Source organism: Caballeronia udeis, assembly GCF_044909315.1.
GTDB lineage: Bacteria > Pseudomonadota > Gammaproteobacteria > Burkholderiales > Burkholderiaceae > Caballeronia > Caballeronia udeis_A.
Window position 1 is genome coordinate 445,590 of the sequence record NZ_JBIYEB010000001.1, and the last position, 14,874, is coordinate 460,463.

General features: G+C 60.4%; 13 protein-coding genes. 9 read left to right on the top strand and 4 right to left on the bottom strand.

The genetic code is table 11. The features are described from left to right. Positions 1-184 precede the first annotated feature (184 nt). On the top strand, positions 185-1,150 hold the full coding sequence (locus tag ABH944_RS02090; protein WP_404604147.1) for an NAD(P)H-dependent flavin oxidoreductase: 966 nt from the start codon (positions 185-187) through the stop codon (positions 1,148-1,150). A gap of 145 nt (positions 1,151-1,295) precedes the next feature. Here the strand turns inward: ABH944_RS02090 and ABH944_RS02095 are convergent, their stop codons facing one another. The 3 genes from ABH944_RS02095 to ABH944_RS02105 all read right to left on the bottom strand — a co-directional run bounded on the left by ABH944_RS02095 (position 1,296) and on the right by ABH944_RS02105 (position 3,994). Next, on the bottom strand, positions 1,296-2,318 hold the full coding sequence (locus ABH944_RS02095; RefSeq protein ID WP_404604278.1) for a porin: 1,023 nt from the start codon (positions 2,316-2,318) through the stop codon (positions 1,296-1,298). A 798-nt stretch (positions 2,319-3,116) separates the two neighbouring features. After that, positions 3,117-3,512, bottom strand: coding sequence for a hypothetical protein (locus ABH944_RS02100; RefSeq protein WP_404604148.1), 396 nt, complete (start codon positions 3,510-3,512; stop codon positions 3,117-3,119). 272 nt (positions 3,513-3,784) lie between these two features. Then, positions 3,785-3,994 carry a hypothetical protein gene (locus ABH944_RS02105; RefSeq protein WP_404604149.1) on the bottom strand — a complete coding sequence of 70 codons (210 nt, stop codon included), beginning with the start codon at positions 3,992-3,994 and terminating at the stop codon, positions 3,785-3,787. 25 nt (positions 3,995-4,019) lie between these two features. Here ABH944_RS02105 and ABH944_RS02110 point away from each other — a divergent pair, with 25 nt between their 5' ends. From ABH944_RS02110 to ABH944_RS02140, 7 genes are all read left to right on the top strand, one after another. Beyond that, complete coding sequence (locus tag ABH944_RS02110) at positions 4,020-5,036, top strand: bile acid:sodium symporter family protein (protein WP_404604279.1); 1,017 nt, start codon at positions 4,020-4,022, stop codon at positions 5,034-5,036. A 356-nt stretch (positions 5,037-5,392) separates the two neighbouring features. Further along, the gene (locus ABH944_RS02115; RefSeq protein WP_404604150.1) at positions 5,393-6,169 is read left to right on the top strand and encodes a PIG-L deacetylase family protein; all 777 of its coding nucleotides are present in this window, start codon (positions 5,393-5,395) and stop codon (positions 6,167-6,169) included. A gap of 239 nt (positions 6,170-6,408) precedes the next feature. Further along, positions 6,409-7,434, top strand: coding sequence for a LacI family DNA-binding transcriptional regulator (locus tag ABH944_RS02120; RefSeq protein WP_404604151.1), 1,026 nt, complete (start codon positions 6,409-6,411; stop codon positions 7,432-7,434). Further along, entirely contained in the window at positions 7,431-8,711 is a 1,281-nt protein-coding gene (locus tag ABH944_RS02125; RefSeq protein ID WP_404604152.1) for an AGE family epimerase/isomerase, read from the top strand. Before ABH944_RS02120 ends, ABH944_RS02125 begins: the two co-directional genes overlap by 4 nt. Positions 8,712-8,723: 12 nt before the next feature. Continuing rightward, positions 8,724-9,635, top strand: coding sequence for a carbohydrate kinase family protein (locus ABH944_RS02130; RefSeq protein WP_404604153.1), 912 nt, complete (start codon positions 8,724-8,726; stop codon positions 9,633-9,635). Positions 9,636-9,739: 104 nt separating this feature from the next. Beyond that, positions 9,740-9,970, top strand: coding sequence for a hypothetical protein (locus ABH944_RS02135; protein ID WP_062082158.1), 231 nt, complete (start codon positions 9,740-9,742; stop codon positions 9,968-9,970). A gap of 56 nt (positions 9,971-10,026) precedes the next feature. Further along, positions 10,027-10,272 carry a hypothetical protein gene (locus ABH944_RS02140; RefSeq protein ID WP_404604154.1) on the top strand — a complete coding sequence of 82 codons (246 nt, stop codon included), beginning with the start codon at positions 10,027-10,029 and terminating at the stop codon, positions 10,270-10,272. Positions 10,273-10,304: 32 nt separating this feature from the next. On the opposite strand, the gene ABH944_RS02145 is transcribed toward ABH944_RS02140, so the two are convergent. Next, positions 10,305-10,955, bottom strand: coding sequence for a glutathione S-transferase family protein (locus tag ABH944_RS02145; RefSeq protein ID WP_404604155.1), 651 nt, complete (start codon positions 10,953-10,955; stop codon positions 10,305-10,307). 252 nt (positions 10,956-11,207) lie between these two features. Between ABH944_RS02145 and ABH944_RS02150 the strand changes: the two genes are divergently transcribed. Beyond that, entirely contained in the window at positions 11,208-14,777 is a 3,570-nt protein-coding gene (locus ABH944_RS02150) for an indolepyruvate ferredoxin oxidoreductase family protein (protein WP_404604156.1), read from the top strand. Positions 14,778-14,874: the final 97 nt, after the last annotated feature.

The following is a 14,874-nucleotide window of genomic DNA, read 5'->3' on the forward strand; positions in this document are numbered from 1 at the left end:
AATCGCGAATCAAAAGATTCGCCTATAATAGAACGGTCGTTCGCATGCATTCAGTGCGTGCGCTTGAGCAATGCCCAAGTCCGGCGGCAATCGCCGTGCGCAGTTACCGTGCAGTTATTGTGACCCCACATCAGATGGACGCACGCGTATCGCGGGCTTTCACATTCATCAGGAGACTCGTGTCATGGCACTTCCCGCCGCTTTGCAACACCTCGCGCTGCCTGTCATTGCTTCACCCATGTTCATCGTCAGCTATCCCGAGCTCGTGCTCGCGCAATGCAAGGCGGGAATTGTCGGCTCGTTTCCTGCGCTGAACGCGCGGCCGGCCGAGTTGCTAGATGAATGGCTCACGCAGATTGGCGAGGGAATCGAGGCGCACAAGGCAGCGAATCCGGGCGCGCCGGTCGGTCCGGTTGCCGTGAACCAGATCGTGCATCACTCGAACGCGCGGCTTGAGGCGGACGTGCGTGTGTGCGTTGAGCATCGCGTGCCCATCTTCATTACAAGCCTGCGCGCGCCGGTCAAGGAAATGATCGACGCCGTGCACAGCTACGGCGGCATCGTGCTCCACGACGTGATCAATTTGCGGCACGCAGAGAAGGCGCTGGAGGCGGGCGTCGATGGCCTGATCCTCGTCGCGGCCGGCGCCGGCGGGCACGCGGGCATGACGTCGCCGTTCGCGCTGGTGGGCGAAGTGCGGCGTATTTTCGATGGTCCGATCGCATTGTCCGGCGCCATTGCCAACGGCGGCTCCATTCTCGCCGCGCAAGCCATGGGCGCGGATTTCGCGTATATCGGCACACGTTTTATTGCCACGCGCGAAGCGCATGCGCTGGAGGAGTACAAGACTGCGATCGTGGGATCGAAGGCTGCCGACATCATCTATACGAACCTCTTCACCGGCGTGCACGGCAACTATATTCGTCAGAGCATTCTCAACGCCGGACTCGATCCGGAAGCGCTGCCGGAATCGGACAAGGCGGCGATGAATTTCGGCGACTCGGCGATCAAAGCCAAGGCGTGGAAGGAAATCTGGGGCGCGGGACAAGGCGTCGGTCTGATGGACGACGTGCCGACGGTGGCGGAACTCGTGTCACGGCTAAAGCACGAATACGACGACGCAAAAGCGCGCCTGGGTATTGCGCGATAACTCACCCATGTGAACGGCTGGTTCACGAACCCTTGGACCGCCTGCACGTCTGACAACAAAAACGCCGCCCCTTGGTTTCAGGGCGGCGTTTTGCATTGCCGGACGCCAGCGCGTAATGCTCGCTGTCCTGGCTCGCTGTCTTCGCTTAGAACTTGGTGCGAATGCCGACGCCGTATGTGTCCCCGCTCGACATGCTCGTGTACTTGTCGTTCAGGTACGCGGCATAAACGTCGGTGCGCTTCGATATCGGATAGTCGTAGCCGACCGCCCAGCTCTTGTGGGTCTGGTCGAGGCCGCCGTTGCTGCGCGAATACGCATACGACGCCATCACCGAACCCACGCCAACCGGTATGGTCACGCCGCCCTGGCCCGTGTTCACGTGGAACGAACCCGGATCGATGTCGTTGTGCGTGTACATGTACTGAGCGAAGAACTTGACGAACTTCATGTCGTAGGACGCGCCCAACTGACCTACGCTCTGGCTCTTGTAACCGGCCACGAACGACGTCAGGTCACCCGGCGTCGCGCTGAAATTCACATACTGATACACGCCGGTCGCTGCAAACGGGCCGTGGAAATAGAGGAACTGCGCGCTGTATTTCTTCGCGCCGTTTTGTCCGGCCTGGTTACCGAAGCTGTACATCGCGCTACCCGACAAACCGCTGAAATCAGGCGTGGTGTATTGAACCGAATTGTCCCAACCTGAATCTCCGACCACACCCTGGTCCGTTGTGTACGTCGGGAACGTGCTCTGGCCGAGGAACACGTGATACACCATCGGCGAGAACGTGTACGAATCGATGAACGGATTAAACAGAATGGTCGATACAAACAACTGGGTGGTCAACCGGCCAGCGGTGACCGTACCGTATGGAGACTCAATACCGACATATGAGTTGCGCGCGAAAAACGTATCGCCCTGGAAGCGGCCGTAGTTACCGTTCTGGGCGCGAAAGAAGCTTTCCAACGTGAAGATCGCCTTATAGCCGCCACCCAGATCTTCACTGCCTTTCATGCCCCAGTACGACGTCGACATACCGCCGCCACCCACATTCCAGGCCGTGCTGCCGCCCGGGAATTTCGTGGCTCCCACCCATTCGTCAACCTGTCCGTACAACTGGACACTCGATTGCGCGTAGGCGGAACTGGCGGCAAGCAAGCCGAACATGCCGGCAGTAACGGTGGCCTTGGCCGCGGCCTTAAGCGCGCGGTTCACGGGTGGCTTCATGGACTCTCCTGTCGTATTAACGTTAAACGGAATTCGGCGAGGGACCTTGCCTCGCTTAATCGGACTGTTCTTATAAATGTCCGCTATGCATGCAGATGGCTTAGGGCGGGACCATCTTTACGGATCATTTTTCCGGACAAAAATAACTTTCCTTATGCTGTCTATAGCGATTTGAATACATTGCGCGAGGCAAACTTTTGCCGGCCGATGTAACGCGATATGAAAAACGCGTTTGAAGGGATGCCCCGCCTGCAGGTCGATAGCCGGCGATGCTATATGCCACGGTGCCGCTGGGCAATCTGGATTCCGGCAACAATAAAAATGCGATGAGAAACGCCAGCGGGCCGCATTGTTAATGCGACTAATTTTGAGAGGAACGGGAGTGGGGCGCGGGCAATGAAACTGTGGCGGGATTACGTCATTGCGACGCTTGCCATAGACGGAGGAATTGTTTTTTGTTTTGCACTCGCAAGCAAGTTGCGGCGAGTCAGCCCTTGTTTCGAGATCGCACCTCGGAATTGGGTTTAGAACTGGCGGGCGGGCATTGCGCGACCGATAAGCTGGAAGCACGGCATTGCTGGCGAGCGGCTAAGCCAGACGAGACGAGCGCGACTCCCTGAGGATCGGCGGGCAGCGCGTTTCGGTATCTATATGAACGCGATCTCTTGATGCGCGCACGTGAGTGCGCGATTGCGCGTGAAGATGCGACGGAACATATGGGTCCGGCCGCTTGCGTCTTTAATTCCGGTAAGCGGAATTCGCTGGCGAGCGAGGATCGTCGGCCTGACGACCCGACGGACGAGGGCTGCTTCGCTCTTCGTTATAACGAGCGATGTCCGCGCGGATCGATCCGCCGGTGCGCAACTGCGCGGCCTGCTCGGCACGCGGTCCGCCATGCACCTCTGCGCTGACCGGCGTCAGGCCAGAGCCTGCGGCCACTCGTTGATACCGGAACGGCTGAGCACCACGATCAACGTCGACCACGCGCATTGCATGCCGGTTCGCCGCAGGCCACTGGCCGCGGTTGTTCTCGCCGGCCATTGCCAGCGACGCACACAACGCAGACGCCGCAACCAGACCGGTAGCGGCGGCGAAGATCAGGCGAGCGGTAGATCGAAATCGGGTGAGCAACATGTCGATACTGCGAAATGTCCGACTCTGTTCGAGCGCGTTGGAGGGAAGCTGATACCCCTCAACATCGCCGACCGGTCAATTGTCGGAGCATCAGGCCTGCGTCACCATTTCACAACGCAACCCTGCCGACCGGTCTGTCATTCAATTTATTGCGCCGCGCGACTGGAGTCGAGGCAAAAAGTGTTAGGTCTTCCTGAGGGTTGTAACACCATGTTACTTCACGCTTTTTGGCCTCTTTTCGAGATGTTGTGCAGTGCTTCCGTCTGATCAAATCAGCTTGATTCCGTTTGCTGAGCAGCGGTCCGCAGGCAGACCTCCCAAGCGCCTGAAATCTCATTTTCATGCGTTTTACACATCAATAAATCACTTAAATGAATTTGCATCTTGAATCGCTCTGCGCTCAAAATAGCGATCGCGACAGCTTTCGCGCGTTTTCGTTCGCCTTTTTGAAGGCCCAGAATGGGACCGCCGGAAGCCGTCATGCACTTTCATGAACATGCGAAGCCGATGACCCGCCCCAAGTTTCTCCCCGATAATTTCACCCTCGCACTCGTAGGCACGGTGATCCTTGCCAGCCTGCTGCCCTGCCGTGGCGCAGCGGCGGTGGGCTTCAACTGGCTGACCAACATTGCCGTCGGACTGCTGTTTTTCCTGCACGGCGCAAAGCTCTCCCGCGAAGCGATCGTGTCAGGCATGACGCACTGGCGTCTGCATATCGTCGTATTGCTCAGCACCTTCGCGGTGTTTCCGCTGCTTGGCCTGGCGCTGAAACCCATCCTCACGCCGCTCGTCACGCCTGCGCTGTACATGGGGATCCTGTTCCTCTGCACGCTGCCCTCCACCGTGCAGTCGTCCATTGCGTTCACGTCCATTGCCAAAGGCAATGTGCCGGCCGCGGTTTGCGCAGCCTCCGCGTCGAGCCTGCTTGGCATCTTCATCACGCCTGCGCTGGTCGGCCTGGTCGTAACGGACGGCAACGGCCATGGCGGCTCGGCGTGGCACACGGTCGGCAATATCGTGCTGCAATTGCTCGTGCCGTTCATTGCCGGGCAACTGCTGCGGCCAGTGATCAGCAAATGGCTCGACAAGAACCGCAGCGTCCTGCGTTTCGTCGATCAAGGCTCGATCCTGCTGGTCGTCTACGTCGCGTTCAGCGAAGCGGTAAACGAAGGCATCTGGCACACCATTTCCCTGCAAACGCTCGGCGGACTTGTTGTAGTGAACGTGGTGCTGCTCGCCCTCGCGCTGGGGATAACGGCGTTTGCCAGTAAGCGGCTGGGCTTCAACCGGGCGGATCAGATCACGATCATTTTTTGTGGATCGAAGAAAAGCCTCGCCTCGGGGATTCCTATGGCGAAGGTGATTTTTGCCTCGCATGCAGTGGGCGCGGTCGTGTTGCCGTTGATGCTCTTTCACCAGATCCAGTTGATGACATGTGCTGTGCTCGCGCAGCGCTGGGGCGCTCGCAACACTTCCGGCGAGCAAGCGCCGCAGCCAGAAGGCGCCCGCCCGCAGGTTCGTTAGCAAGTCCGCTGCTAAGCCCGTCAATAAGCGCCGCCGTACGGCCACGGGTAGTTGTGTGAAAACACCTTGCATGACTGATTCTCCTGACCATATCCCAAGCATGAAGCCGCCCTGTGCGGCTTTTTTCCTATTTGGAACGTGTACAGGCGCTCTGTCGATTCAGCCAAAAGGCCTGTGACTTGACGTGCTGAGCCGGCAAATGCGTTTCGTTTCTTCATAGCCGCTATGCCGTTCGACGGACTGGTGATCGGGCACGTGCCTTGCCACACTTGCGTTCATGAGCTGCCGGATTTCAGTTGCACCGAACGGGATGAAGCCGCGCTTGCTGAACGACTAATCAATAGGGATGGCGGCACATGGAACCTGTAGTCACTCACTGGGCAGACAACCGGGCTATCAAGGGAAACGGGACGTCGGAAGCCGTGTGGCAGAACTCCGGACTGCTCTCGAGCTTGCCCGAAGTCGATCCGGCGATCCTCGTGCCGCCCGGCGCTCGCGCCGTGATAGTTGCGCCACATCCGGACGACGAAATTCTCGGCACGGGCGGCCTGCTGGCGCAATTGTCCGATCTCGGTCGCAAGGTGCTGATCATCGCGGTGACCGACGGCACCGCGAGCCATCCTGATTCGGCGGAATGGCCGGCAGCGCGACTCGCCGCCACCCGTCCGCAAGAAACACGGGACGCGCTACAGCGCCTGCACATGAAGCACGTTGCGATGGTTCGGTTGCATCTTCCGGATGGCGGCGGAGAAACGTTCGAGTCGCAGTTGACGGAAGCGTTGAAAGCGCACCTTGAACCAGGCGACATCGTGTTCGGAACCTGGCGTTTCGACGGTCATCCCGACCACGAATCGGTCGGCCGGGCCGTGACCACCGTTGCGGGCGCGCTTGACCTGCCCTGCGTGGAAGTTCCCGTGTGGACCTGGCACTGGGCGACGCCCGAGGATTCACGCGTACCCTGGAGTCGCGCCCGCCGCATTGTGCTGGATACGGCCACGCTTGCCCGCAAGATTCACGCGATCCAGGCATTTCGCAGCCAGATCGAAGCCGACCGCTCGACAGGTCGTACACCCATCCTGCCCGACCATGTGCTCGAGCGTCTCACCCGGCCTTACGAGGTCGTGCTGATATGACGCCAGGCGTGTTTAGTTGAATTATTGTGGTGCGCTGACTAAACAATAAAGACAACTGAAAGCCTTATCGATAAACCGTTTACGGGTTTTCTCTAGGAATCCCCGGGGGAGTTTTTGCGTGTTTTACTATACACTCGCTAAGTCATGCGAATTCGAGTCCGTTAGTAAACACACCACATGCGAAAACGCTTCGGTGCCTATAAACAGTCAATCCAGGCAATGCGGAGACGAGAAACCCGATGGCCACAACCATTCGCGATGTCGCGCGCGCAGCCAGTGTGTCGATCGGCACAGTATCGAGAGCGCTGAAGAACCAGCCGGGCCTGTCGGAAACTACGCGCGAGCGCGTGGTGGAAGCGGCGCGGCAACTTGGCTATGACGCTGCCCAGCTTCGCACCCGAATCCGGCGCGTCACGTTCTTGCTGCATCGCCAGCACAATAATTTCGCGGTCAGCCCATTCTTTTCGCACGTCCTGCATGGCTTCGAAGAAGCGTGCCGCGAGCGCCGGCTGGTGCCGTCGGTACTGACCGCCGGTCCTACGCACGATCTCGCCCAGCAGATGCGCCTTCACGCACCGGACGCCGTAGCGGTCGCCGGATTTATCGAGCCGGAGCTGCTTGCTCATCTGCGCTCCATGAACCGGCCGGTCGTGTTGATCGATTTGCGCGCGCCGGGTTTCCGCTCCGTCAACGTCGACAACGCCCGCGGCGCCGCGCTTGCCATGCAACATCTGTTCGCCCTCGGGCGCAAGCGGATTGCGTTCATTGGCGGATCGCTGGCCCACTACAGCATCTCGCAGCGCGCAATGGGTTACCGGCTGGCGTACTTCGAAGCAGGCTTGCTCTTCAATCCAACGCTCGAGGTCACTACACAGCCGGCTATTGACGCCGACGTGGCCGCCGCCGACGCCATGGAACGCCTGATCGCTCAAGCGCGTACGCAATCTGCACCGCTGCCCGACGCCGTTTTCGCCTATAACGATGCAGCGGCCCTCGCTGCCATGCGCGTCTGTCTTGCGCACGGTTTGCGGGTGCCGGAAGACATCGCGTTTGTCGGTTTCGACGATATACCCGCCGCAGCCCAAAGCACGCCGCCGCTCACCACGGTCACGGTCGACAAGGAAGCGCTGGGGCGGCGCGGGGTGGAATTGCTGCTGGAAACCGCACAGAGCCACGATGACGCGAACACCACCGACACGCTCGTGCCCGTGCACCTGATCCCTCGCGCGAGCTCGGCCATAACACGGACACAGACATCGGTATGAACTCAACCGCTCTGAGCGTGGCGAGTCCGGCAGAACCGGACTTTCGCAGCCGCGACTTCCTCCTCGATCACGTTCGTCACACACTTGCGTTCTACGCACGAACCGCCCGCGACGACTCGGGCGGTTTTTTTCACTTTTTCAAGGACGACGGCACGGTCTATGACCGCACCACGCGTCACCTTGTCAGCACCACGCGCTTCGTCTTCAACCACGCGATGGCCTTCCGTCACTTCGGCGGACAGCAGCACCAGGACAACGCCCGGCACGCGTTTGCGTTCCTGCGCAACGCGCATTGGGACGCGGTAAACGAAGGCTACGACTGGGAAATCGAATGGCGTGACGGCGCGAAACGCACGCTCGACGGCACGCGGCATTGCTACGGCCACGCGTTCGTTTTGCTGGCGTGCGCGCACGCGGCAATGGCGGGTATTGACGAAGCCAAACCGTTGATCGATGAAACCTTCCAGTTGATGGACAAGCACTTCTGGGACGCGGGCGCCGGTCTGTACGCAGATGAAGCCACGCCCGACTGGCAGTTGTCGCCGTATCGCGGGCAGAACGCCAACATGCATGCAACCGAAGCGCTGCTCGCCGCATACGAGGCGACCGGCCACGTGCTGTATCTGGATCGCGCGGAAAAAATCGCCGGTAACATCACGTTGCGTCAGGCGCGGTTGAGCCACGGCCTGGTCTGGGAGCACTTTCACGCCGACTGGTCGGTTGACTGGCATTACAACGAATCCGACAGTTCCAATATCTTCCGCCCGTGGGGTTTCCAGCCCGGGCATCAGACCGAGTGGGCGAAGCTGCTGCTGATCCTGGAGCGGCATCGGGCGTTACCGTGGCTCGCGCCGCGCGCGATCGAACTATTCGACGCCGGCTTCAACCGGGCGTGGGACGAGCAGCATGGCGGCCTGTATTACGGCTTCGGCCCCGACAACTCCATCTGCGATCACGACAAATACTTCTGGGTGCAGGCCGAGACCTTCGCCACCGCTGCGCTGCTTGGCAAGCGCACCGGTCTGGAGCGATTCTGGGATTGCTACGACGAGCTCTGGCGGTATAGCTGGGCGCATTTCGTCGATCATGAATACGGTGCGTGGTTCCGCATCCTGACCTGCGACAACCGCAAGTACGGCGACGAAAAGAGCCCCGCCGGCAAGACCGATTACCACACGATGGGTGCGTGCTACGAGGTACTGAACGCGATAAACCCGGCCGACACGGCCCGGCAAAGCCGCGACGCAACGAAAGAGACAGCGAAAGAGACAAGCTAAACGGTGAGCACGATGACCTCCAATTCGACCTTCCCCCAATTCGTCTCCGCCGGCGACATTCTGACCGACCTGATTCGCACCGGCCCCTCCGACTGGCTGTCGCGCCCGGGTGGCGCGGGTTGGAACGTCGCGCGCGCGGTCGCGCGTCTCGGTTTGCCGACGGCATGTGCCGGTTCGCTCGGTACGGACAATTTCTCCGATGACCTCTGGAACGCGAGCGTTGCGGCCGGCCTCGACATGCGCTTCATGGAGCGCGTCGAGCGGCCGCCGCTGCTGGCGATCGTCCATAAGACGCAACCGCCGACCTATTACTTCATGGGTGAAAACGGCGCGGATCTCGCGTTCGACCCCGCCCTCCTGCCGTCCGGATGGATGGACGCCGTGAAATGGGCGCACTTCGGCTGTATCAGCCTTGTTCGCCAACCGCTTGGCGACACGCTTGCGCGCCTCGCCGCGCAACTGCGGGAGCACGGCGTAAAGATCAGCTTCGACCCTAACTATCGAAACCTGATGGAGCATGGCTACGAGCCGACCTTGCGCAAGATGGCGGCGCTTGCCGACCTGATCAAAGTCTCGGACGAAGACCTGCAAAAGCTCTTCCCGTCCATCCCGAACGAAGCCGACGCCATCGCCGAAATCCGAGCAATGAATCCTCAGGCCACGGTGCTTGTCACACGAGGATCAGCCGAAGCTACGCTGCATGCGGGCGAAGAAAGCTGGCAGGCACGTCCGCCCAAAGTCGATGTCGCCGATACGGTCGGCGCCGGCGATGCATCCATTGGCGGCTTGCTCTACAGCTTGATGGCACGCACCGGCGGCTGGCCGGACCATCTGCGTTTTGCACTGGCGGCAGGTGCGGCGGCGTGCCGGATGTCGGGGGCGCATTCGCCTTCGCTGGAAGAAGTCGAGGATTTGCTGGCCTGACGTCCAGGTCTTATCCATAGGGCGGCCGCCCGGCAATGAGAGACGGTCACACGCGCGATAAATGCGCGTGCTAGCATCGTTTCAACCTTTGCCGGAGGTGCATCATGGAAGACACGATCTACACGAAAGGCATCTACACCGCGACTATCGGCGCGCACGCCGTAGACGGCGGCCAGTTTCGAGGCGCTGTCACGCTGGTGCGGGACGACGGTGAAGACGGCGAGGATTCCGAGCCGAAACAATACGACGTCACGGCCACCTCGCTCTCTGAAGAAGAAGCGCTGGAAGAAGCCCGCGCGCTCGCGCACCGGATCCTCGGCGAACTCGAGTTGTAAAAAACGGCAGCGTGCAGATTGCTCGCCGCCGTTGTCGCTTGAACGGGAGAACCACCATGTCTGAACAACTCTTCCTCTATGGCGTCTACTCTATCCACGTGCGGCCCATCGAATTACAGGGAACACGCTGGGACGCCGAATACGAAATCCGCCACCTCGATAAAGCCGTGCAGGCGTGGAAGACGGTTGGCGGCGATAACGGCTTGTCGACTCCCACCGACGCGATCAACGCCGCGCATGTGCAAGCCGTGTCGGACATTGAAGCCGGTGCCGGCATTCCCAAGCCCAAGACCTTCCCTTGAGCCCGAGCCCTGAGCCCTGAGCCGCTACAGCGTCAGGGCTTCAGACTTGCCGTGCCCGTCTGCTGCGAGGCGGTTGACGGCGCCTTTTGCGCTTCCTGTTTATCGATCGATGCCGCGCGTTCGTGTGCCTCCCGCGAAGTCGCGCGCGCGACGTAATCCGACAGCACGCCTCCCGGTTCGATCAGCTTCGCCATATAGGCTATCTGCAGCGTGCTCGAGACGAGGATATCGGCGGCGGTAAAGCGTTCGCCCAGCAGCCAGGGACTGTCGGCCAGCGCCGATTCGATCGCCTTCTCCACGCGGCCCAGATCGCCCCAGCCGAAACTCACGCTGTTGCCCGGTGCGCCCGTCATCCGTTCAGCCATTGCGGGTTCGAGACAGGCGCCCGTGAAAAACATCCATTGGAGGAAACGGCCTCGCAACGGGTTGCCGACCGGAATGCCCAACTCCGCTTGCGGGTATTTATCGGCGAGATAAAGCAACACCGCGCCCGATTCCGCGACACACACGCCGTCGTCATCCAGCGCAGGCAACTTCGACATTGGGTTCACCGAGCAAAACGCCGGCGCGTTTTGCTCGCCGGCCCGAATGTTCACGTACGCGAACTCGTACGGCACGCGCAATTCCTCGAGCATCCATAGCGCACGAAATGCGCGCGTCTTCGGCCAGTAGTAGAGCTTCATGAGCAAATTCCTTCTCGTGGCGCGGCATTGTCAGGGAGCATCCAGATTACCCGCTCCCGAGGGTTTCGAGGCGCGGGTTAACCACACGTTAGCCATTCGGCAGGTGATTTCCGCTCCTGTATCTCAATAAAGATCGATTTTTTTTCCGGTACGAGCGTTCGATCGCCAAGAACGCAAAAACCTTCCGGCTATGTCGGGGAAGAATGGCGATATTCCCTCAATTCGCACGATAAGTAGCCGGAGACCCTTTACATGAACGCGCGTGTGCCTTTTGCCGACAACCCTCCGCTAGCGAATTACCAACTCACCGATAACCTCAACGCCGCGCACGGCCGGATCTTCCTCACCGGCACGCAGGCATTGGTGCGGCTGGTTCTGATGCAACGCCAGCTGGACCGCGCCGCCGGGTTGAATACGGCAGGATTTGTGAGTGGTTATCGGGGATCGCCGCTGGGTATGGTCGATCAGCAGTTGTGGAAAGCGAAAAAACTCCTCGCGTCGCATGACGTGCGTTTTCTGCCCGCGATCAATGAGGAACTGGGCGGCACGGCCGTGCTCGGCACGCAGCGGGTGGAATCTGACCCCGAGCGGACCGTGGAGGGCGTATTTGCGATGTGGTACGGCAAGGGACCGGGTGTGGATCGGGCCGGCGATGCGCTCAAGCACGGCAACGCGTACGGGTCCTCGCCGCACGGCGGCGTGCTGGTTGTGGCGGGCGATGATCACGGCTGCGTGTCGTCGTCCATGCCGCATCAATCCGATCAGGCGATGATCGCCTGGCACATGCCGGTCGTGAACCCGTCGAACATCGCCGATATGCTCGAGTTCGGTCTCTACGGCTGGGGGTTGTCGCGTTTTTCGGGTGCGTGGGTGGGGTACAAGGCGATATCGGAGACGGTGGAATCCGGGTCGACCGTCGACCTCGACGCGTTCCAGACCAAGTGGCCGGCGCCGCAGGGTTTCGTCGCGCCGGAAGGCGGTCTGCACAATCGCTGGCCCGACTTGCCAAGCTTGACGATTGAAGCGCGTCTGGCAGCGAAGCTTGACGCCGTGCGCTATTTCTCCAGGACCCATTCCATCGATAAATGGATCGCTCCGAGCGGGCACGCGAACGTCGGCATTGTCACGTGCGGGAAGGCGCATCTCGACCTGATGGAGACGTTGCGCCGTCTGGACCTGACCGTCGATGACCTCGATGCAGCGGGCGTGCGCATCTATAAGGTGGGGCTGTCGTTTCCGCTGGAAACCACGCGTCTCGATACCTTCGTGGAAGGTCTCTCCGAAGTCCTGGTGATCGAAGAAAAAGGCCCGGTGATCGAGCAGCAGATCAAGGACCATTTGTATAACCGGGCACAAGGCGCGCGTCCGATCGTGGTCGGCAAGAACGCTCAGGATGGGGCAATGCTGTTGAGCGCGCTCGGCGAACTGCGTCCATCGCGTGTGTTGCCTGTGTTCGCGGACTGGCTCGCGCGGCACAAACCCGAGCTGGATCGTCGCGATAAAGTCGTGGATCTCGTCGCGCCGCAAATCCTGTCGAACGCCGCCGATGCCGTCAAACGCACGCCGTATTTTTGCTCGGGCTGTCCGCACAATACATCAACGAAAGTGCCTGAAGGGTCGATCGCGCAGGCGGGGATTGGCTGCCACTTCATGGCCTCGTGGATGGAGCGCGATACAACGGGCCTGATCCAGATGGGCGGAGAAGGCGTGGATTGGGCGTCGCATTCCATGTTCACGAAAACGCCGCACGTGTTCCAGAATCTGGGCGATGGCACCTACTTTCACTCAGGAATCCTTGCTATTCGCCAGGCGGTCGCGGCGAAGGCCAACATCACGTACAAGATCCTCTACAACGACGCCGTCGCGATGACCGGCGGCCAGCCCGTCGACGGCAGCATTTCCGTGCCGCAGATCGCGCGGCAAGTGGAAGCCGAGGGGATCGCGACGCTGGTAGTCGTCAGCGATGAACCCGAGAAATACGACGGCCATCACGATCAGTTTCCGAAGGGTACGACATACCATCATCGGCGCGAACTTGATGACGTACAGCGGCGTTTGCGCGATATCAAGGGCGTTACCGTACTTATCTACGATCAAACCTGCGCGGCGGAAAAACGGCGTCGCAGGAAGAAGGGCGAATTTCCTGACCCCGACAAGCGCTTGTTCATCAACGAAGCCGTATGCGAAGGCTGCGGCGATTGTGGCGTGCAAAGCAATTGTCTATCGGTAGAGCCGGTGGAAACCGAACTCGGACGCAAGCGCCGGATCGACCAGTCGTCGTGCAACAAGGACTACTCGTGCGTGAACGGTTTCTGCCCGAGCTTCGTTACGCTCGAAGGCGCGAAGCTCAAGAAAGCCGCGGGCACTGTATTCGATCCTGAAGCGCTCGCGGCTCGCGTCGATGCATTACCGGAACCCAGGCTCGAACTCGATAACGCGCCATATGACATTCTGATTACCGGCGTTGGCGGCACGGGCGTGGTGACGGTTGGCGCGCTCATCAGCATGGCGGCGCACCTGGAGGGCAAGAGCGCGTCCGTGCTCGACTTCATGGGCTTTGCGCAGAAAGGCGGCGCGGTGCTGTCGTTCGTACGATTCGCTTCCACCGATGCGTTGCTGAACCAGGTCCGCATCGATACCCAGCAAGCCGACGTGCTGCTCGCGTGCGACATGGTGGTGGGTGCGAGCGCTGACGCGCTGCAAACAGTGCGGCATGGACGCACGCGGATTGTCGTGAATACGCACGCGATTCCGAACGCAACGTTCGTGCAGAACCCCGACGCCAATCTGCACGCCGGATCGCTGCTGGAAAAGATGCAGCACGCGGCGGGTGCGGAGCGCATGAACACGTGCGACGCGCAGGCTTTGGCGACGCGTTTCCTTGGCGATACTATCGGCGCGAATATCCTGATGCTGGGTTATGCGTGGCAACTCGGACTTGTGCCCGTGTCGCACGCAGCGTTGATGCGTGCGATCGAGTTGAACAACGTCGCTGTGCCGATGAACAAACTGGCGTTTGCTATCGGCCGGCTGGCTGCGGCTGATCTGGATGCGCTGGAAGCGCTGCGCAAAGCTGCCTTTACGCCGCGAGTCGAGATGGCTGCCATGCCGCTGGACGCATTGATCGCAGATCGTGAAGCACGGTTGCTGGCTTATGGCGGTTCGAGTTATGTGACGCGATATCGGGCGCTGGTTTCGGCTGCGGCGGCGCATCGCAGCGAGGCAGTGACGCGAGCGGTGGCTACGACGTTTTATCGGCTGCTGGCGGTGAAGGACGAATACGAAGTCGCGCGGCTTCACACCGATCCGGCATTCCGCGCTGCGCTGGAAGCGCAGTTCGAAGGCACGGCGGGTCAGGATTTCGCCGTGAAATTCAATATGGCCCCGCCGGTTTTATCGAAGGCGAAGAACGGCGGGCAGCCACGCAAGATGACGTTCGGGCAATGGTTGTGGCCGGTGCTTGGGATGATGTCGAAGGTTCGCGGGTTGCGCGGCACGGTCATCGATCCGTTCGGCAAGTCGCTCGAGCGAAAGATGGAACGGGAGCTTCCCGGAGACTACGAAATCACCATTCGACGCGCGCTTGAAGTGCTGACGCCCGATAACGCGAAAGATGTCGAAACGCTTGCGCTGCTGCACGAACGCATTCGCGGTTATGGACATGTGAAGCTCGCGAACCTGTCGATGGTGAAGCGGCGCGAACGGGAGCTTGGGGTGAAGTTGGGGATCGAGGTGGAGACCGGGCGGTATGTGAAGGCATCGCTTGATGAGGTGAAGGGTGCGGGGGCGTTGAGGGGTATCCCGGTGGTGGTGGCGAAGTGACGACCGTACCCTAAGCGGATCGATATCCGAACCGTCGGCCAACCATAGCCCGCAAGAACGAAAAAGCCCGCAGCGAGCGGGCTTTTTCGTGATGCCA